The 18972-nt window shown below is 37.9% G+C and carries 19 protein-coding genes; all 19 read left to right on the top strand.

Features of this window, described 5'->3' with window-relative positions:
- Window positions 1–9: 9 nt before the first annotated feature.
- The 19 genes from C1726_RS01180 to flgB all read left to right on the top strand — a co-directional run bounded on the left by C1726_RS01180 (window position 10) and on the right by flgB (window position 18970).
- A complete protein-coding gene (locus tag C1726_RS01180; protein WP_102271480.1) occupies window positions 10–396 on the top strand; it encodes a YlqD family protein in 387 nt (128 codons plus the stop codon).
- 14 nt (window positions 397–410) lie between these two features.
- Entirely contained in the window at window positions 411–929 is a 519-nt protein-coding gene (gene rimM, locus C1726_RS01175) for a ribosome maturation factor RimM (RefSeq protein WP_102271479.1), read from the top strand.
- Window positions 929–1666 carry a tRNA (guanosine(37)-N1)-methyltransferase TrmD gene (gene trmD, locus C1726_RS01170; protein ID WP_180968113.1) on the top strand — a complete coding sequence of 246 codons (738 nt, stop codon included), beginning with the start codon at window positions 929–931 and terminating at the stop codon, window positions 1664–1666. Before rimM ends, trmD begins: the two co-directional genes overlap by 1 nt.
- A 190-nt stretch (window positions 1667–1856) precedes the next feature.
- Window positions 1857–2201, top strand: a complete 345-nt coding sequence (rplS, locus tag C1726_RS01165; RefSeq protein ID WP_053475644.1) for a 50S ribosomal protein L19 — start codon at window positions 1857–1859, stop codon at window positions 2199–2201.
- 205 nt (window positions 2202–2406) lie between these two features.
- Window positions 2407–2958: a signal peptidase I gene (gene lepB / locus C1726_RS01160; protein WP_102271477.1), complete on the top strand. Its 552-nt coding sequence runs from the start codon at window positions 2407–2409 to the stop codon at window positions 2956–2958.
- A gap of 119 nt (window positions 2959–3077) precedes the next feature.
- Window positions 3078–3950 carry a ribosome biogenesis GTPase YlqF gene (gene ylqF, locus C1726_RS01155; protein ID WP_102271476.1) on the top strand — a complete coding sequence of 291 codons (873 nt, stop codon included), beginning with the start codon at window positions 3078–3080 and terminating at the stop codon, window positions 3948–3950.
- 97 nt (window positions 3951–4047) lie between these two features.
- On the top strand, window positions 4048–4821 hold the full coding sequence (locus C1726_RS01150) for a ribonuclease HII (protein ID WP_102271475.1): 774 nt from the start codon (window positions 4048–4050) through the stop codon (window positions 4819–4821).
- Window positions 4822–4855: 34 nt separating this feature from the next.
- A complete protein-coding gene (locus tag C1726_RS01145) occupies window positions 4856–6775 on the top strand; it encodes a hypothetical protein (protein WP_102271474.1) in 1920 nt (639 codons plus the stop codon).
- Window positions 6772–7050, top strand: a complete 279-nt coding sequence (locus tag C1726_RS01140; protein WP_102271473.1) for an EscU/YscU/HrcU family type III secretion system export apparatus switch protein — start codon at window positions 6772–6774, stop codon at window positions 7048–7050. The genes C1726_RS01145 and C1726_RS01140 overlap by 4 nt, the downstream gene beginning before the upstream one ends.
- Before the next feature lie 267 nt (window positions 7051–7317).
- Window positions 7318–8478 carry an ADP-forming succinate--CoA ligase subunit beta gene (gene sucC, locus C1726_RS01135; RefSeq protein ID WP_102271472.1) on the top strand — a complete coding sequence of 387 codons (1161 nt, stop codon included), beginning with the start codon at window positions 7318–7320 and terminating at the stop codon, window positions 8476–8478.
- A gap of 29 nt (window positions 8479–8507) precedes the next feature.
- A complete protein-coding gene (sucD, locus tag C1726_RS01130; protein ID WP_102271471.1) occupies window positions 8508–9410 on the top strand; it encodes a succinate--CoA ligase subunit alpha in 903 nt (300 codons plus the stop codon).
- A gap of 115 nt (window positions 9411–9525) precedes the next feature.
- The gene (gene dprA, locus C1726_RS01125) at window positions 9526–10389 is read left to right on the top strand and encodes a DNA-processing protein DprA (RefSeq protein WP_102271470.1); all 864 of its coding nucleotides are present in this window, start codon (window positions 9526–9528) and stop codon (window positions 10387–10389) included.
- Window positions 10390–10741: 352 nt separating this feature from the next.
- Window positions 10742–12817, top strand: a complete 2076-nt coding sequence (gene topA, locus C1726_RS01120) for a type I DNA topoisomerase (RefSeq protein ID WP_102271469.1) — start codon at window positions 10742–10744, stop codon at window positions 12815–12817.
- A gap of 177 nt (window positions 12818–12994) precedes the next feature.
- Window positions 12995–14305 carry an FADH(2)-oxidizing methylenetetrahydrofolate--tRNA-(uracil(54)-C(5))-methyltransferase TrmFO gene (gene trmFO, locus C1726_RS01115; RefSeq protein WP_102271468.1) on the top strand — a complete coding sequence of 437 codons (1311 nt, stop codon included), beginning with the start codon at window positions 12995–12997 and terminating at the stop codon, window positions 14303–14305.
- A gap of 54 nt (window positions 14306–14359) precedes the next feature.
- Window positions 14360–15265 (top strand): tyrosine recombinase XerC, encoded by a 906-nt coding sequence (xerC, locus tag C1726_RS01110; protein ID WP_102271467.1) that lies wholly within the window; start codon window positions 14360–14362, stop codon window positions 15263–15265.
- A 75-nt stretch (window positions 15266–15340) separates the two neighbouring features.
- Complete coding sequence (hslV, locus tag C1726_RS01105; protein ID WP_057763200.1) at window positions 15341–15883, top strand: ATP-dependent protease subunit HslV; 543 nt, start codon at window positions 15341–15343, stop codon at window positions 15881–15883.
- A 19-nt stretch (window positions 15884–15902) separates the two neighbouring features.
- Window positions 15903–17309, top strand: coding sequence for an HslU--HslV peptidase ATPase subunit (hslU, locus tag C1726_RS01100; protein ID WP_102271466.1), 1407 nt, complete (start codon window positions 15903–15905; stop codon window positions 17307–17309).
- An 81-nt stretch (window positions 17310–17390) separates the two neighbouring features.
- Window positions 17391–18170: a GTP-sensing pleiotropic transcriptional regulator CodY gene (gene codY / locus C1726_RS01095; protein WP_057763202.1), complete on the top strand. Its 780-nt coding sequence runs from the start codon at window positions 17391–17393 to the stop codon at window positions 18168–18170.
- A gap of 404 nt (window positions 18171–18574) precedes the next feature.
- The gene (gene flgB, locus C1726_RS01090) at window positions 18575–18970 is read left to right on the top strand and encodes a flagellar basal body rod protein FlgB (RefSeq protein ID WP_102271465.1); all 396 of its coding nucleotides are present in this window, start codon (window positions 18575–18577) and stop codon (window positions 18968–18970) included.
- Window positions 18971–18972: the final 2 nt, after the last annotated feature.

Below are 18972 nucleotides of genomic sequence, written 5' to 3'. Positions count from 1 at the left end.
CGTTGTCTGTTGAAAATACTTCAAACTGTCGCAGTAAGGCAAGTTCTTACGGAGAAAAGTAAATTGGTCCTGCTAGAGGGCTATGAGAAAAATAAACAGCAGCTAACAAAAGAGCGTGAACAGCTTCAATTTGAATTCAAAAAACTAGAAAAAACGAAAAGGTTTCAACCAAGCAATATAAAAGTCCATTTCGAGAGAGAGATCGAAAAGCGCCAAGAGAAAATAAAACTGCTCGATTTTCAAATTGAACAATTACATATACTACCACTAGGCAGCGAGTTGAAAGAAAAAGAAGTAAATGCCATTATCGATATTGAAGTGGGAGATCGCTGGGAAACGGTGCAAAAAGAAAAGACGATCATAATAAAAGATGGCATCATTGATGAAATACGTTAGAGGTGAAATATGGGATGGAAAAATGGTTTAATGTCGGTAAGATCGTAAACACCCATGGAATAAAAGGAGAGGCAAGGGTTATTTCAAAAACAGATTTTGCTGACGAACGATACAAACCTGGGAACAAATTAACTTTATTTATGCCTGACTCGAATGCCCCCATCGAACTAAAAATCAAATCACACCGTACACATAAGTCATTTGATTTGCTTACTTTTGAAGGGTATGAAAATATAAATGATATCGAAAAGATGAAGGGCGGCATTTTAAAAATATCTGAAGACCAGCTCGGTCAGCTTGAAGAGGATGAATTTTATTATCATGAAATCATTGGATGCGCTGTTACTACCTTAGAAGGGGAGGAAATTGGAAAAATCCGTGAGATCCTTTCACCAGGGGCAAATGATGTATGGGTGATCAAAGGTAAAGGCGGGAAAGATATTTTGATTCCCTATATAGAAGATGTAGTGAAACAAGTAGATGTAAAGGGAAAAAGTGTGGTCATTGATCCGATTGAAGGGCTGCTTTCATGATGAAAATAGATGTTTTGACTCTTTTTCCAGAAATGTTTGAGGGAGTTTTCGGCCACTCAATCTTAAAAAGAGCGGCAGAAAATAATGCGGTGGAATACAATGTTGTGAATTTTAGAGCGTATGCTGATAATAAGCATCAAACGGTTGATGATTACCCGTATGGGGGAGGAGCTGGAATGGTATTAAAGCCTCAGCCTATTTTTGATGCAGTTGCTGATTTACGTGAAAAAAGCGCTTCAGTCCCTCGAGTGATTCTCCTTTGTCCGCAAGGGGAGAAATATACTCAAAAAAAAGCAGAAGAACTAGCCAATTTAGATCACCTTATTTTTGTTTGCGGCCATTATGAGGGCTACGATGAAAGGATTCGGGAGCATGTGGTGACTGATGAAATTTCCATTGGTGATTTTGTTCTCACAGGAGGAGAGCTCGGTGCAATGGTTGTCATCGATAGTGTTGTTCGTCTCCTTCCTGGTGTGCTGGGAAAAGAAGAATCTCATTTAAGTGACTCGTTTAGTACGGGTTTATTAGAACACCCTCATTATACACGTCCAGCAGACTTCAGAGGAATGAAGGTACCTGACGTTCTTATTTCTGGCAACCATCGCCTTATTGATGAATGGCGGTCGAAAGAATCATTAAGAAGGACAATACTTAGAAGACCGGATTTACTCGAGTATGTGGAATTAACCGATATTCAGAAAAAATGGCTGGAAGAAATCAAAAAAGAGAGTAAATAGCATTGAAGTTGTTTTCTATGTGTGTTACAATACTTTTTGTGACTTAGGCTGGAAGAAAAGCGAAGTGGATTAGACCCAAGTGGGGATAGATGCTGCCTCTACACGACTTCAGTTTTTGTCTTATAAAGATGTTCCGCTGCAATTGAAAGAAATGATGTGCAAGAGCATCTGCTGGAAGGAGTTGAAAACGATGCATAAATTAATCGAAGAGATCACAAAAGAACAACTTCGTACGGACCTTCCTGCTTTCCGTCCTGGTGATACTGTACGTGTACACGTAAGTATTGTTGAGGGAACACGTGAGCGTATTCAGGTGTATGAAGGAGTTGTGATTAAGCGTCGTGGTGGTGGAATCAGCGAAACTTTCACAGTTCGTAAGATTTCTTACGGTGTAGGCGTTGAGCGTACATTCCCTGTACACACACCAAAGATTGCGAAGCTTGAAGTTATCCGCCGCGGTAAAGTACGCCGTGCGAAACTTTATTACCTACGTAACCTACGTGGTAAAAAAGCTCGTATTAAAGAAATTCGATAATAAGAAGAGCAGAAAGGAGCTTGTTCATCAAGCTCCTTTTTCTTAGCAAATAAATTTACATAATTGATAAATAATAAATATTATAAGGCTCCTATCCTGATTTTTTAGTGAGATTTTTGTAATATATAATAGAGGTATTAACGATCCCATTTAAAGCGAATTGTTTTTAAATGGATATTTTTTACAAGAGATTGGTGGGGAATTCATGGCTAAGAAGAAAAATGAACTGTGGGAATGGACAAAGGCACTTGTTATTGCGGTATTGTTAGCGGCAGTTATCCGATATTTTTTATTTGCACCAATAGTAGTCGATGGACTGTCGATGATGCCAACATTGCATGATCAGGATCGGATGATTGTTAACAAGTTCAGTTATAAAATTGGCAAGCCTGAGCGATTCGATATCATTGTTTTTCATGCACCTGAAAATAAAGATTACATAAAGAGAGTCATTGGTCTACCAGGTGATCGAATCGAATATAAAGATGACACGCTTTATGTGAATGGAAAAGCTTATGAAGAACCATATCTTGATGAGTACAAGAAACAAGTGATTGATGGTCCATTAACTGAGCCATTTACTCTTGAAGAAAAAATAGGATCGGAAACGGTTCCTGAAGGTCATCTTTTTGTTATGGGTGATAATCGCAGATACAGTAAGGATAGCCGTCATATAGGGGCAGTTCCAATGGAAAAAGTACTCGGGAATACAGGGATTATTTATTGGCCAATAGAAGATATTCGTATTGTAAAATAAACGATGAGAAGCAACTAGTTCAAGACTGTTTGCTTCTCATCAGCCTCTCATCTCTCTCCTCAAAAAGTACCATTATTCAAAGTTTAAAACTTCAAATTTAATAAATGGAGGTGGCAGCCTTGACCATTCAATGGTTTCCAGGTCACATGGCGAAAGCCCGCAGGCAGGTAACAGAAAAACTAAAACTAGTAGACATCATCTTTGAACTTGTCGATGCTAGAATCCCATATTCCTCTCGAAATCCAATGATCGATGAAATCATTCAGCATAAACCAAGATTAGTTCTTCTAAATAAAGCGGACATGGCAGATAAAGAAGCGACAAAGAAATGGATTAAATATTTTCAAGCGAAAGGGATAAAAGCTCTAGCAATAAACTCTCAAGCAGGACAAGGGATGAAGGAAATTGTTGCTGCATCTGAAGAGATATTGCAAGAGAAATTTGATCGCATGAGAGCAAAGGGTGTGAGACCTAGAGCGATACGTGCTATGATTGTGGGAATTCCGAATGCTGGAAAATCTACGCTAATTAACAGACTTGCTAAGAAAAATATTGCTAAAACAGGAAACACTCCTGGAGTAACGAAAGCGCAGCAGTGGATTAAGGTAGGGAAGGAATTAGAATTGCTTGATACACCGGGGATTTTATGGCCGAAGTTTGAAGATCAAGAGGTTGGTCTAAAACTGGCGCTGACTGGAGCAATAAAGGATACAATTTTAAACTTACAGGACATTGCCGTATATGCCCTGCGTTTTCTTGAAAAAAATTATCCTGACCGATTGAAAGAGAGATTTCAAATAGAAGGTATTCCTGAAGATATTGTTGATTTGTTTGATGAAATTGGAAAGGTCAGGGGATGCCTCATGGGACGAGGCGAGATTGATTATGACAAGGTAACAGAATTAGTCATTAGAGAATTTCGGACAGAGAAATTAGGAGCAATTACTTTGGAACGCCCAGAGGACTTATTAGAAATATCCAGTGAGCAATAATTGTAATGTAGCACTTAAGGCCTTCTCCTTTTAGAAGGCCTTCATTTTTTTGATGAATTGCCGATACATAGGATATAGAAATCGAAGGGAAAAAATTATGGGGAAAATTAGCATTCGTGAAATTGAAGAAAAATTAATAGCAAAGAATGGCTTAGATGATTCATTTATTGAATTACTAGCCAATGATGAACGGAAGGGTGTTCAGCAGTTATTAAAAAAGTGGCATCGACAGATGGAAGAAGAAAAAAAATCGCATGAAAAACATGTGCTAATGACGAAGTATGAAAAGAAATACAGAAATCTTGGGCATCAGCATATTGCAGGGGTCGATGAAGTAGGAAGAGGTCCGCTCGCAGGACCTGTTGTAACAGCTGCCGTTATTCTTCCAGCTGATTTTTATTTACCTGGTCTTGATGACTCAAAAAAACTTTCAGAGCAAAAGCGTGAAGAATATTTTGAAATCATTCAATCCCGAGCAACGGCTATTAGTGTTGGAATGATTGATGTCGATGAGATTGATCGCATAAATATATATGAAGCAACGAAGAAGGCAATGACAGCAGCAATTGTCCATTTAAATGTTCAGCCTGATTTTCTTCTAATAGATGCAGTAAAACTCAACACACCCTATCCATCCGAAGCAATTATTAAAGGTGATGCAAAAAGTATATCCATTGCAGCTGCATCAATCATTGCTAAGGTCACTCGCGACCGGTTAATGATTAATATAGGCAAGGAATATCCTGAATATGGGTTTGGTAAACATATGGGCTACGGTACGAAAGAACATCTTGCTGCCATTCGGAAATTTGGCATTACCCCCTATCATCGAAAAAGCTTTTCTCCAATAAAGGAGTATGTGGGAAAATAAAAAGAAGGATTGGAAATAGGAAGAAGGTGACAGCGTGCGAACTTCGAATATCGTTCAGGATATAATCATGCAAGAAAAAATAACGGCTAATAAAAACCTTACCTTTCGGCCAGGGCAGATAATTAGCGGCAAGGTTTTAAAACTCTTTCCGAATCAGATGGCTGAAGTGCAGGTTGGCTCTCAAAAGATTATTGCTCAATTAGAAGTAGGTCTCTCAGTTAATGACCGCCATTTTTTTCAGGTTCAATCCGTTGAAGGACAGGTACAGCTTAAAGTATTGGAATCACCTGGTTTAAATGGGAAGCAGCCGGGGATAGAGAATCTATTAAAGCAGTTGAATCTTCCAGTTACAAAAGAAAATATCTCCTTGCTCCAATTCTTCTTAAAAGAACAGCTTCCTATTACAAAGGATACAATACATATGGCAGCTGATTGGCTGCAAAGCAGCGACTCTTTTCAGGAAGGATTAGAGGGCATTAGATTATTGCTGGCAAAGCAGCTCCCTTTTACAAAGGATGTTTATCAATCTCTGACTTCTATTCTGAAAAATGAACCAATGACCTTGTTAATGGAGAATCTATTAACTCAATTAAAGGGTGAAATGCCAACTGAATCTGTTATTAAGCTATCAGCATTATTAACAGAAATGACGATGACGGAAAAAGAAAAGATGAGCAATATTGCACTAATGAAGCTTGTAAAAGAGTGGCTTAGTTCAGCGGATTCGCAAAAATCTAAAACAGCCTTTCATTTCTTGCAAAATACTGGATTCATCTCTCCGAATGCGAGCGAAGAAAGTATGGTTCAGCAGGCTCTTGAAAAATGGGCAAAAGCAGAAACAGAGCAAACGAAGAGCAATCCGGCATCGAATATTATTGCTGAACTAGCCAAGAACATGCGTATAGGCAGCAGGGAGGAACTTATTTTATCATTAACAAAGCTTCAAAATTTACTAAAAAATGATGTGAACGAAGGAATGGCATCGAGAGCACTTAGTGAGATCCAGAAAGTCCTGTCGGATATAAGGAGCTCAAATTTTGCTCCACCTTTAAATGAAATGGATACGAAGGCGATTGCAAAAAACATTTTTCTAGTGCTAGCACAAGAAACGGACAGGATGGAAGCATCGAATCGTCCCACAGGATGGAAGCAGATTCTTTCCATTTTAAACCAATCGCCTTCGTCATTTTCAAAGCTGGATAACATGCTTTACATGGATCAGGATAAATTGCCTAAAAGTCTATCGAATGAAGAACAAACACTCATAAATCAAATGAAAAATGAGGTAAAAATAGCAGGCATGCAGTGGGATAATTCTCACGCAGTAAAGGATCAAATCAAACATTTAATCCATTCAATCGGTCTTTCTTATGAACATGAACTATTAAGTGTGCTGAAAAGCCCAGAAGGGGATGCTGTCAGCAAAGCAGAAACGCTTAAACCGCTTCTAATGCGGTTATTGTCCGAGGAAGTCTCACCAGCAATAAAAGATGCAGCAGAGAAGCTTTTATTCAAAATAACAGGGTTTCAGGTGCTCTCACAAGAGGTAGGACCGCTTCAGCAATATGTATTTCAAGTTCCAATGTCTTTTTGGGAGATGAAATCTGACTTAACGATGCAATGGAGTGGGAGGAAAATGGAAAATGGCAAGATTGATCCGAATTTTTGCCGTGTACTTTTCTATCTTAATCTGAATCAATTAAAAGAAACAGTCGTTGATTTACAGGTGCAGAACAGGGTAATGAATATTTCAATAATTAATGAGCGGGCTGATTTGCGACTGCTCTCCGCTCCTTTCATCACTCATTTAAAGGAAAATTTAGCAAAAATCAATTACCATCTATCATCTATAGTTTTTGAAAAACCAAAAGATGAGAATGTGAAAAAATTGAAGACGAACATTTCTGTACCTTCTCAAATGAGTCATGTAAATGGGGTTGATTTTCGAATATGAAGCAGGAAAAGCATTTGCGGAAAGAGGCAGTGGCATTATCATATAATAAATTTGGACATGATATCCCCCGAGTGATTGCAAAGGGGAAGGGCTTGGTTGCTGAAAACATCCTTGGACAAGCAAAGGAACATCACATTCCAATTCAAGAGGATCCTTCCTTAGTGGAACTTCTTAGCAAGCTAGAAATAAATGAGCAAATTCCAGAGGAGCTTTATCAAGCTGTAGCCGAGATCTTTGCCTTTATTTATCGTACTGACCAAGCTGCAAAAAAATAGCTAGATGATTATATATATGATCTATAATAATGTTCATTCTGTGGGATTCGTTTTAAACGATATCCCTTCCTTTTTATATATTAAAAAAATAATTTCTCTGCTTTAACAAGTGAATATTGTAATAAAGAGAGGATTATTTGGTTTCTAAATTTTAGAAATTTTAAAAGAAATATAATATTTCCCTAATAAAGGTGGACAAGGTTTGTGTAGTTTTATAAAATGAAAGCGCAGTCTATTTTTTGTAAAGAGTTTATAGGAGGATGGGAAATGAATATCCATGAGTACCAAGGTAAAGAAATCCTCAGAAAATACGGGGTAGCAGTACCAAACGGAAAAGTTGCATTCACGGTTGAAGAAGCTGTTGAAGCGGCTAAAGAATTAGGCACAGAGGTTTGTGTAGTAAAAGCACAAATTCATGCTGGCGGCCGCGGGAAGGCTGGCGGTGTTAAAGTTGCGAAAAATTTAGATGAAGTTCGTACATATGCTAATGAAATTCTTGGCAAAACACTTGTTACGCACCAAACAGGTCCAGAAGGTAAAGAAGTTAAGCGCCTGCTAATAGAAGAGGGCTGCGATATTAAAAAAGAATACTATATTGGTTTAGTACTAGACCGTGCAACTTCACGAGTTGTGCTTATGGCTTCTGAAGAAGGCGGAACAGAAATTGAAGAAGTAGCAGAAAAGACACCTGAGAAAATTTTCAAAGAAGAAATTGACCCAGTTGTTGGATTAAGCGCGTATCAAGCACGCCGAATCGCATTCAATATCAATATTCCGAAAGAGCTAGTTGGACAGGCTGTTAAGTTCATGATGAGCTTATATACGGCTTACATTGAAAAGGATTGCTCAATTGCTGAAATTAATCCTTTAGTTGTCACTGGTGACGGAAAAGTCATGGCATTGGATGCAAAATTAAACTTTGATTCAAATGCATTATACCGACAAAAAGATGTTCTTGAATATCGTGATCTTGAAGAAGAAGATGCGAAAGAAATCGAAGCGTCTAAATATGACCTAAGCTATATTTCATTAGATGGTAATATTGGCTGTATGGTTAACGGTGCAGGCTTAGCGATGTCAACAATGGATATCATTAAGCATTATGGCGGTGATCCGGCTAACTTCCTTGATGTTGGGGGCGGTGCGACTGCAGAAAAGGTTACAGAAGCATTCAAAATTATTCTTTCTGATCCAAATGTAAAAGGTATTTTCGTAAATATCTTTGGCGGAATCATGAAATGCGACGTTATCGCAACAGGTGTTGTTGAAGCTGCTAAGCAAGTAGGCTTACAAGTACCATTAGTCGTACGTTTAGAAGGTACGAATGTAGACTTAGGGAAGAAAATTCTAGCAGAATCTGATATTGAGATTGTTGCGGCAGAGTCTATGGCTGACGGCGCACAAAAAATTGTTTCCTTAGTTGGCTAAGCGATTTGCGATAAGAAAGGGGAATTGACGTGAGCGTTTTTATTAATAAAGATACAAAGGTTATTGTACAAGGGATTACGGGTTCAACAGCCCTTTTTCATACAAAACAAATGCTTGAATACGGTACAAAAATTGTCGGAGGAACATCACCAGGAAAAGGCGGTTCTGAAGTAGAGGGAGTGCCTGTATTCAATACAGTACAAGAAGCAGTAAAAGCTACTGGCGCAACCGCTTCTGTTATTTACGTTCCAGCTCCATTTGCTGCTGACGCGATTTTGGAAGCTGTGGATGCAGAATTGGATTTAGCCATCTGTATTACGGAGCATATTCCTGTACTAGATATGGTTAAAGTGAAACGATATATGGAAGGCAAGAAAACTCGCTTAGTAGGACCAAACTGTCCAGGTGTGATTACTCCTGATGAATGTAAGATTGGCATTATGCCAGGCTACATTCATACAAAAGGACATGTAGGTGTAGTTTCTCGATCTGGAACATTAACTTACGAAGCGGTTCATCAATTAACTGAAGCTGGATTAGGACAAACTACAGCTGTTGGTATTGGTGGCGATCCGGTTAACGGAACAAACTTTATCGATGTTTTAAAAGCATTCAATGAAGATCCGGAAACATATGCTGTGATCATGATTGGTGAAATTGGCGGAACAGCTGAAGAAGAAGCAGCTGAGTGGGTCAAAGCCAATATGACGAAGCCTGTAGTTGGCTTTATTGGCGGACGCACTGCACCTCCTGGAAAGCGTATGGGGCATGCTGGTGCAATCATTTCAGGCGGAAAAGGTACTGCTGATGAGAAAATCCGTGTGATGAACGAATGCGGCATTGAAGTGGCAGATACGCCATCTGTAATGGGTGAAACACTAATTAAGGTTCTTAAAGAAAAGGGCCTTTATGACAAATGTAAAACACATTAATTATCGAATTATTACTTAAAGTGTTTAGTCCCCCTTTAAAAGGGGGACTATTTATGCATCTTTCTCCTTGATATTCCCCTCAAATTCAATCCATTCAATTATATAGGAGGACCCAATGGACAATTTTACAAAAAGGCTAGTTCATTTGCATCATTGCAGAGGTATAGGCTGGAAAACGATTTATCATATTTTAAAAATTGATCCACAGCTCAAATCTCTCTATCACCATTCATTCAGTGATTTAATCCTTCAAAAATCCGCCACCTTAACAACTCTTAATGACCTTCATTCTGATCTTATCCATGAACAAATTCAGCAGTATTCACAAAATGACATTCGAATAATTACTATTTATGATGATGAATATCCATTATTATTAAAAGAAACTTATCAGCCTCCATGGGTTATTTATGCAAAAGGGGATATAAGTTTATTAAAAAAAGACAATCTGTTAGCTGTTGTTGGTTCAAGAGAGTACACTGAGTACGGTGAAAATGCAATAAATTACTTATTGCCAAAATTAATAGAGAAAGGAATTGTCATTGTCAGTGGTCTAGCAATGGGAATTGATGCGATTGCTCATCATACAGCTATTCGAAATGATGGGCGTACGATCGGTGTAATTGCTGGAGGTTTATTTAATATTTATCCAAAAACAAATAAAGACCTAGCTGAAGAAATGATGAAAAATCAGTTAATTATATCAGAATACCCCCCACATACTAAACCAGACAAATGGCAATTTCCGATGAGAAATCGAATTATAAGTGGAATAAGCAGGGGAACACTTGTTGTTCAGGCTAAAAGGAAGAGTGGGTCATTGATTACTGCCAACTTTGCTGTACAGGAGGGGAGAGAGGTGTTCGCCTTGCCTGGGAGTATATTTAGTGCGTTTTCGGCTGGCACAAATGAGCTCATTCAGCTCGGAGCGAAATTGATCAATGTGCCGGAAGATATTTTAGACGAATTCATATATTAATCTTTATGTATTATTTTTAATAAATTGCTGTATAATTTCTAAAAAACCTATTCTTTAGATTTATACTTAGATATGTGTTAAAGTATAAAAGCGCTTTCGAAACATTACGATTATGTTTGACAAATATGTAATATATGTACAATAATAATGGAGAATTTCATGCTGTTAATTAAATGATTATACATTTCTATACAAAATTGGTTACAGCTAAGTTTAAATGGGTAAATTTGCTATTATCATTTGTGAATATATAGAAACAAATGTTGATCTGAAATTTCATAAAATTAGAGAGAATACAAAGAGAATTTTGAATGTTAAATTTATTAAAAATCCCTCTTAAGGAGGACTATTGATGTCAGAGTTTCTTGTAATCGTTGAGTCGCCAGCGAAGGCGAAAACGATTGAGCGTTACCTAGGAAAAAAATATAAAGTAAAAGCTTCTATGGGGCATATTAGAGACCTACCTAAAAGCCAAATGGGTGTCGATGTTGAAAAACAATTTGAGCCAAAGTATATAACTATTCGAGGGAAAGGCCCAATCTTAAAAGAATTAAAGACTGCTGCAAAAAAAGCTAAGAAAATCTATCTTGCAGCCGACCCGGATCGTGAAGGAGAGGCTATTGCTTGGCATTTAGCCCACAGCTTGAATATGGATGTTACCTCTGATTGCCGTGTAGTATTTAATGAAATCACGAAGGATGCCATTAAAGAATCCTTTAAGCATCCCCGTCCAATAAATATGGATCTTGTTGATGCACAGCAGGCAAGAAGGCTGCTTGACCGCCTAGTTGGCTATAATATTAGTCCGTTATTATGGAAGAAGGTAAAGAAAGGTTTAAGTGCTGGGAGAGTTCAATCAGTTGCCGTTCGATTAATCATTGACAGGGAGAAGGAAATTAAAGCGTTTGTTCCTGAAGAATATTGGTCCATTGATGGTGACTTTTTAAAAGGCAAAGAAAACTTTGAAGCTAGCTTTTATGGGATTGGGAATGAAAAGCTTGACCTGCATTCAAAGGAAGAAGTAGATCGCGTCCTAAGCAAGATGAAGGGGAACGAATTCCAAGTTTCATCTGTTACAAAAAAAGAACGAAAACGAAACCCGGCTGCACCGTTTACTACCTCATCCTTGCAGCAGGAAGCAGCACGGAAATTAAACTTTCGTGCAAAGAAAACGATGATGCTTGCGCAGCAGCTCTATGAAGGCATTGACCTTGGCAAGGAAGGAACAGTCGGTTTAATCACTTATATGCGAACGGATTCCACCCGTATTTCTGAAATCGCCCAGACTGAGGCATCCCAATATATTGAACAGTCATACGGAAAAGAGTTCTTGCCAACGGAAAAGAAGAAGGAAAAGAAAAAATCGAATACTCAGGATGCACATGAGGCAATTCGTCCAACTAGTATTTTGAAAGAACCGAATAGCTTAAAAGAATATTTATCAAGAGATCAGCTTCGGCTTTACCGGCTTATTTGGGAACGTTTCACTGCAAGTCAAATGTCAGCTGCGATTATGGATACAATGAGCGTTGATTTGAAAAATGAAGAGGTTCTTTTCAGAGCGACAGGTTCAAAAGTTAAGTTTCCTGGATTTATGAAGGTATATATAGAAGGTACAGATGATACGTCTGAAGAAAAGGATAAAATGCTCCCTGATCTCCAAGAAGGGGATACTATTTTAAAGAAAGATATTGAACCGAAGCAGCATTTTACTCAGCCGCCGCCAAGGTATACGGAGGCAAGGCTTGTAAAGACGTTAGAAGAGCTTGGAATTGGGCGTCCGTCTACATTTGCGCCAACGTTGGATACAATCCAAAAGCGCGGCTATGTTGCTTTGGATAATAAAAGGTTCGTACCTACAGAACTTGGAGAAATTGTATTAGAATTAATTCTAGAGTTTTTTCCTGATATACTTGATGTAGAGTTTACAGCAAAAATGGAAAAAGATCTTGACCATATCGAAGAAGGAAAAGTCAATTGGGTGCAGATTATCGATGACTTTTACGGAGATTTTGAAAAGCATTTAAAAATAGCAGAAAAAGAAATGCAAGAAGTAGAAATTAAGGATGAACCAGCTGGGGAAGATTGTGAGCAGTGTGGAAATCCAATGGTATTTAAAATGGGCCGGTACGGGAAATTTATGGCCTGCAGTAATTTTCCGGATTGCAGAAATACGAAAGCCATTGTTAAAGAGGTTGGTGTAAAGTGCCCAAGCTGTAAAGAAGGAAATATAATAGAAAGAAAAAGTAAAAAACGCAGGATTTTTTATGGGTGTGATCGATTCCCTGAATGTGATTTTATTTCTTGGGACAAACCGTTGCCGCGCAGCTGTCCGAAATGTGAGAATCTTCTTGTTGAGAAGAAGCTTAAAAAGGGTGTCCAGGTGCAATGCGTCGAATGTGACTACAAGGAAGAGAAGCAAGGTTAAGGGTGGGCCAAATGGCTCACTCTTTTCTATTGTGATGTCTTTAGTTGAACAAAATAGTTTGTTGACGTACATTTAAAACTTTATTATTTTACTAACGTAGTATATAATGCAAGATGGTTTGAAATTTGGGAAAGTTAAGATTGGAGTTTCATTTACATAGTTGGAGGTTCATATCAAATGAAGGAAACAGTTAATGTCATAGGTGCTGGTTTGGCTGGGAGTGAGGCTGCTTGGCAAATTGCCAACCGTGGAATCCAAGTCCGCCTGTATGAAATGAGGCCAGTAAGACAAACACCGGCTCACCATACAGATAAATTTGCCGAGCTTGTATGCAGCAATTCATTGAGAGCAAATACGCTAACAAATGCAGTTGGGGTTTTAAAAGAAGAAATGAGAAAGTTAAACTCTGTTATTATCTCATCTGCTGATGCATGTTCCGTGCCGGCTGGAGGTGCCTTAGCTGTAGATAGGCACGAGTTTGCGGCATTAGTGACAGATAAGGTTAGGAATCATCCAAATGTAACTGTCATTACAGAGGAGGCAACAGAAATTCCTGAAGGACCAACTGTTATTGCAACAGGTCCGCTTACGAGTGAAGCACTTTCTTCAAAACTTAAGGAATTATCCGGAGAAGAATATTTATATTTCTATGATGCGGCTGCGCCTATCATTGAAAAGGAATCTATAAATATGGATAAGGTTTATTTAAAGTCACGCTATGATAAAGGAGAAGCTGCTTACTTAAACTGTCCAATGACGGAAGAAGAATTCAATACATTCTACGAAGCGTTAATCTCTGCTGAAACGGTACCTTTAAAAGAATTTGAAAAAGAAATCTTCTTTGAAGGATGTATGCCAATTGAAGTAATGGCTGGCAGAGGAAAGAAAACGATGCTGTTTGGACCGATGAAGCCAGTTGGTTTAGAAGATCCGAAAACTGGGAAAAGACCGTTTGCAGTAGTACAGCTTCGCCAGGATGATGCGGCAGGAACGTTATTTAATATTGTAGGATTCCAAACACATTTGAAATGGGGTCCGCAAAAAGAAGTGATTCAATTAATTCCTGGGCTAGAAAATGCAGAAATCGTGCGTTTTGGGGTAATGCACCGAAATACATTTATAAATTCGCCGAAAGTGCTCCGTCCTACCTATCAATTTATCAATCGAAATGATTTATTTTTTGCTGGGCAAATGACGGGTGTTGAAGGGTATGTTGAGTCAGCAGCAAGCGGCATGGTTGCAGGAATCAATGCCGCACGTCTAGTGAAAGGTGAAGAGCTTCTAGAATTTCCGCATGAAACAACTATAGGAAGTATGGCAAGATATATTACCTCTGCGAATGAAAAGAGCTTTCAGCCGATGAATGCAAACTTTGGATTGCTTCCAGAACTCCCTGTTAAAATAAAAGGGAAAAAAGAAAGAAATGAACAGCATGCTGCTCGAGCATTGGAAACAATTCAGAACTTTGCGAAAAATAAGGAGATTTAATTGCAAGGGCTTCTAAAATATGATACGCTTTAGAAGCCCTTGTGAGGTGTTAGAATGGATCCAAATGTGAACAATTCGTTAACTTTGTTTATTGAATATTTACAAATTGAGAAAAATTATTCACAATATACTATTGAACATTATCACCATGACATCAGTGAATTCTTTATGTTCATGACTGAACAATCAATAGGTGGTCTTGAGGATGTTAAGTATTTAGATGTTCGTATTTACTTAACAAAGTTATATGATGAGAAACTTGCCAGAAGGACCGTTGCAAGGAAGATTTCTTGCCTTCGCAGCTTTTTTAAGTTTTTGGTTAGAGAAAGACGCGTACAAGATAACCCATTCGCACTTGCATTTATTCCAAAGGCAGAAAAAAAGCTTCCGGAATTTTTTTATGAAGAGGAAATGGAAGCATTATTTCATGCTTGTGAAACCGAAACCCCTTCAGGTCAGCGAAATAAAGCGTTACTCGAATTGCTATATGCAACTGGTATGCGTGTTAGTGAATGCAGTCAGATTCGCATGAAGGATCTGGATATGTATCTTTCAACAGTGCTAGTACATGGAAAAGGGAATAAACAACGTTATATTCCGTTTGGAAGCTTTGCCCATGATGCACTCCAGGATTACATAGACAATGGCCGTAAAAGCCTGCTTTCAAAAAGAGATACTCCAAATGATTATTTATTTCTAAATTTTCGAGGAGGTCAGTTAACATCTCGAGGAATAAGAATGATCCTTGATAAACTGATTGAACAATCTACCTTAACAGGTAAAATACATCCACATATGCTTAGACATACGTTCGCTACTCATTTACTTGCGAACGGAGCTGATATGAGAACGGTTCAGGAATTACTAGGTCATGCTTTTTTATCATCCACTCAGGTGTATACACATGTTTCGAATGAATACTTAAGAAAAACATATAATACTCATCATCCTAGAGCTTAAACAATCGATCATTTGTTTAGGTAAGGTAGTGGCTAGTAAGAGGACAATGGATTTTAAGTAAAAGGAGGATTAATCATGTCTCAATTTCACGCGACAACAATTTTCGCTGTACAGCACAATGGGAATTGCGCAATGGCTGGAGATGGCCAGGTAACTTTTGGGAATGCAGTTGTGATGAAACACACTGCGAGAAAAGTTCGAAAGCTGTTTAATGGAAAGGTAATTGCTGGATTTGCCGGCTCTGTTGCTGATGCATTTACATTATTTGAAATGTTTGAAGGGAAACTTGAGGAATATAATGGGAATTTGCAGCGTGCGGCAGTTGAACTTGCAAAACAATGGAGAAGTGACAAAGTTTTACGAAAGTTAGAAGCAATGCTTATTGTAATGAACGCTGAAAACCTGCTTCTTATTTCAGGAACAGGGGAAGTTATTGAGCCGGATGATGGCGTGTTAGCAATCGGTTCAGGAGGGAATTATGCACTAGCTGCTGGAAGATCATTAAAGCGTTATGCTGGAGATCATTTGTCGGCTAAAGAAATTGCAAGAGCATCCCTTGAAATGGCAGCTGAAATATGCGTATATACAAATACCAATATCATTGTGGAAGAACTTTAAGGGAAGGTGTGTGCGATCAATGGTTAAAGGAACAAACTTAACGCCCCGCCAAATTGTTGAAAAGCTTGATCAATTTATTATTGGCCAAAAGGATGCAAAGAAGGCTGTTGCTGTCGCATTAAGGAACAGATACCGCCGCGGTTTGCTCGATGATCAAATGCGTGATGAAATCAGTCCCAAAAATATTTTAATGATCGGTCCTACAGGTGTCGGTAAAACTGAAATTGCCCGCAGGATGGCAAAGTTAGTTGGGGCTCCATTCGTTAAGGTTGAAGCGACCAAATTTACTGAAGTAGGCTACGTAGGCAGAGATGTTGAATCAATGGTGAGAGATTTAGTTGAAACATCCGTCCGTCTTGTCAAAGAGGAAAAAATGGCAAGTGTAAAGGAACGTGCAGAAGATAGTGCAAATCGAATTATCGTTGAACTACTTGTACCTTCCAGTAAAAAATCAGTTAATTACAAGAACCCGCTTGAAATGTTATTTGGCGGTGGAAACACTCAATCTGAGCAAGATAATCACACAACAGATGATTTGGATCTTCAAGGGAAACGCAAAGTTGTGAAAGAAAAGCTAGCTTTAGGGGAACTTGAAAATGAGGTTATTACGGTAGAGCTAGAGGAGCAGCAGCCTTCTATGTTTGATATGCTTCAAGGTTCCGGAATGGAACAAATGGGAATGAGCATGCAGGATGCACTTGGCAGCATGATGCCAAAACGCCGTAAAAAGAGAAAGCTGACTGTAAGCGAGGCAAGAAAAGTTCTAACTAATGAAGAAGCACAAAAACTCATTGACATGGATGAAGTAACACAAGAGGCTGTTTTCCGTGCAGAACAATCAGGTATTATCTTTATCGATGAAATTGACAAGATCGCCAGCAAAAATAGTGGTGGATCGACTGCTGATGTTTCTCGTGAGGGTGTGCAGCGAGATATATTACCTGTTGTTGAGGGATCAACGGTTGTGACGAAATATGGATCCGTGAAAACAGATCATGTCCTGTTTATGGCAGCAGGTGCCTTCCATATGGCAAAACCATCAGATTTAATCCCAGAATTACAAGGCCGTTTTCCAATTCGGGTGGAGCTGACAAAGCTGACGGTTGATGATTTCTTCAATATACTAGTTGAGCCTGATAATGCATTAATTAAACAATATGAAGCTTTATTGGAAACGGAAGGTATACAAATTGAATTTTCTGACGATGCTATTCGTAGGATCGCTGAATTTGCCTTTGAAGTGAATCAAAACACAGATAATATTGGGGCAAGACGACTCCATACAATTATGGAAAAGCTGCTTGAAGATTTATCTTTTGAAGCACCAGAAATTACACTAGAAAAAATTACAATTACTCCGCAATACGTGGAGGAGAAATTAGGAGCTATCTCAAGAAACAAAGATTTAAGCCAATTCATTTTGTAGGTTTTGTTTTAAATTGTTTGTGAAAGGGTAGACAAATAAATAAAAATAGGAATTGTGTTTAGCATTTAGGAGGAAGAAAGAATGGATTTATTAACAAGAACAAGAAAAATTAATGCAATGTTACAAAGAGCAGCGGGTAAACCAGTAAACTTTAAAGAAATGGCTGAAATTTTAAGCGATGTAATTGAAGCAAATATTTATGTTGTGAGCAGAAGAGGAAAACTTTTAGGCTATGCTGCTAACCAGCAAATTGAAAATGAACGAATGAAAAAAATGCTTGAGGATCGTCAATTTCCTGAAGAATATACAAATAGCCTTTTCAACATTCAGGAAACATCTTCAAACCTTGATGTAAACAGTGAATATACTGCATTCCCTATCGAAAATAAGGAACTTTTCAGCAATGGTTTAACAACAATTGTTCCAATTATTGGCGGAGGAGATCGTCTTGGTACGCTTATTCTAGCAAGATTGAAGGAACAGTTCCACGATGATGATTTAATCCTAGCTGAGTATGGTGCAACAGTAGTAGGAATGGAAATTCTTCGTGAAAAAGCAGAAGAGATCGAGGAAGAAGCTCGCAGTAAAGCGGTTGTACAAATGGCTATTAGTTCACTATCTTACAGTGAGCTAGAAGCAATTGAACATATTTTTGAAGAATTAAACGGCAAAGAAGGCTTGCTTGTTGCTTCAAAGATCGCTGATCGTGTAGGAATTACGAGATCTGTTATAGTAAATGCCCTTAGAAAATTAGAAAGTGCCGGTGTTATTGAATCACGTTCCTTAGGTATGAAGGGAACTTACATTAAGGTTCTTAATGACAAGTTTTTATTTGAACTTGAAAAATTAAAATCTAACTAATTTTATTAATATACATTGAAAAACGCCAACTTTCGACAAGTTGGCGTTTTTTTATTACAAGACCATTACAATACGCAAACCAAATATAGTAAATAATGCTCGATACAAAAGAACCAATAAAAAGGAAAAAGAATCGTGTAAACATATGTAAAATCCGTTTGTACAGAATAATATGTTCGAAAAATCGCAATTATTTACAATGATTTCCTGTACAAGAAATCGTTCTAGCAATTTATAATAAAAATGGGTCGAATGTCCTGTTAAAAGTATTCTATTGTGCATGGACATATTATTTCATTTTCTTTACAATGTACTATAGGTCGACAAAATATGCGGATAATCATCAAAAAATACATTATTAATTAATATACTTACAATCAATTGAATAAAAATGAGGTGCATATATGAAGTTGTTTTCTAATACAATAACAACCCTTGAAAACGGGTTAAACTATTCTTCTCTTAAACAAAAAGTAATCTCGCAAAATATCGCAAATGAAGCTACTCCTGGATATAAAGCGAAGGATGTTAGTTTTAAAGAAACACTTCAGACGGCTGTTAATCAAGGAGTGTCAGCTTACCGTACAGATAGCAGACATTATGAATTTAATATTAGTGAACCGTCTAGTAAGGGTATTGTAACGAAGAAGAATGTTTCATTTAATGAAAATGGGAACAGTGTAGATGTAGATAATGAAATGGCTGATTTAGCTACAAACCAAATTTATTACAATGCATTGATTGAAAGAATCAGCGGAAAGTTCTCTAGCTTACAAAATGTCATCAGAGGAGGTAAATAAAG

This window comes from Cytobacillus massiliigabonensis (assembly GCF_900199725.1).
Taxonomy (GTDB): Bacteria; Bacillota; Bacilli; order Bacillales; family Cytobacillaceae; genus Cytobacillus; species Cytobacillus massiliigabonensis.
The sequence above is the reverse complement of the archived record's forward strand: the minus strand, read 5'-3'. Positions and strand labels throughout refer to the sequence as shown.

Coding starts and splice junctions, on each gene's coding strand:
- lepB (WP_102271477.1), top strand. CDS start 2,407: ATGGCTAAGAAGAAAAATGAACTGTGGGAATGGACAAAGGCACTTGTT.
- trmD (WP_180968113.1), top strand. CDS start 929: ATGAAAATAGATGTTTTGACTCTTTTTCCAGAAATGTTTGAGGGAGTT.
- sucC (WP_102271472.1), top strand. CDS start 7,318: ATGAATATCCATGAGTACCAAGGTAAAGAAATCCTCAGAAAATACGGG.
- flgB (WP_102271465.1), top strand. CDS start 18,575: ATGAAGTTGTTTTCTAATACAATAACAACCCTTGAAAACGGGTTAAAC.
- codY (WP_057763202.1), top strand. CDS start 17,391: ATGGATTTATTAACAAGAACAAGAAAAATTAATGCAATGTTACAAAGA.
- hslV (WP_057763200.1), top strand. CDS start 15,341: ATGTCTCAATTTCACGCGACAACAATTTTCGCTGTACAGCACAATGGG.
- rimM (WP_102271479.1), top strand. CDS start 411: ATGGAAAAATGGTTTAATGTCGGTAAGATCGTAAACACCCATGGAATA.
- xerC (WP_102271467.1), top strand. CDS start 14,360: ATGGATCCAAATGTGAACAATTCGTTAACTTTGTTTATTGAATATTTA.
- hslU (WP_102271466.1), top strand. CDS start 15,903: ATGGTTAAAGGAACAAACTTAACGCCCCGCCAAATTGTTGAAAAGCTT.
- C1726_RS01140 (WP_102271473.1), top strand. CDS start 6,772: ATGAAGCAGGAAAAGCATTTGCGGAAAGAGGCAGTGGCATTATCATAT.
- C1726_RS01150 (WP_102271475.1), top strand. CDS start 4,048: ATGGGGAAAATTAGCATTCGTGAAATTGAAGAAAAATTAATAGCAAAG.
- rplS (WP_053475644.1), top strand. CDS start 1,857: ATGCATAAATTAATCGAAGAGATCACAAAAGAACAACTTCGTACGGAC.
- trmFO (WP_102271468.1), top strand. CDS start 12,995: ATGAAGGAAACAGTTAATGTCATAGGTGCTGGTTTGGCTGGGAGTGAG.
- topA (WP_102271469.1), top strand. CDS start 10,742: ATGTCAGAGTTTCTTGTAATCGTTGAGTCGCCAGCGAAGGCGAAAACG.
- dprA (WP_102271470.1), top strand. CDS start 9,526: ATGGACAATTTTACAAAAAGGCTAGTTCATTTGCATCATTGCAGAGGT.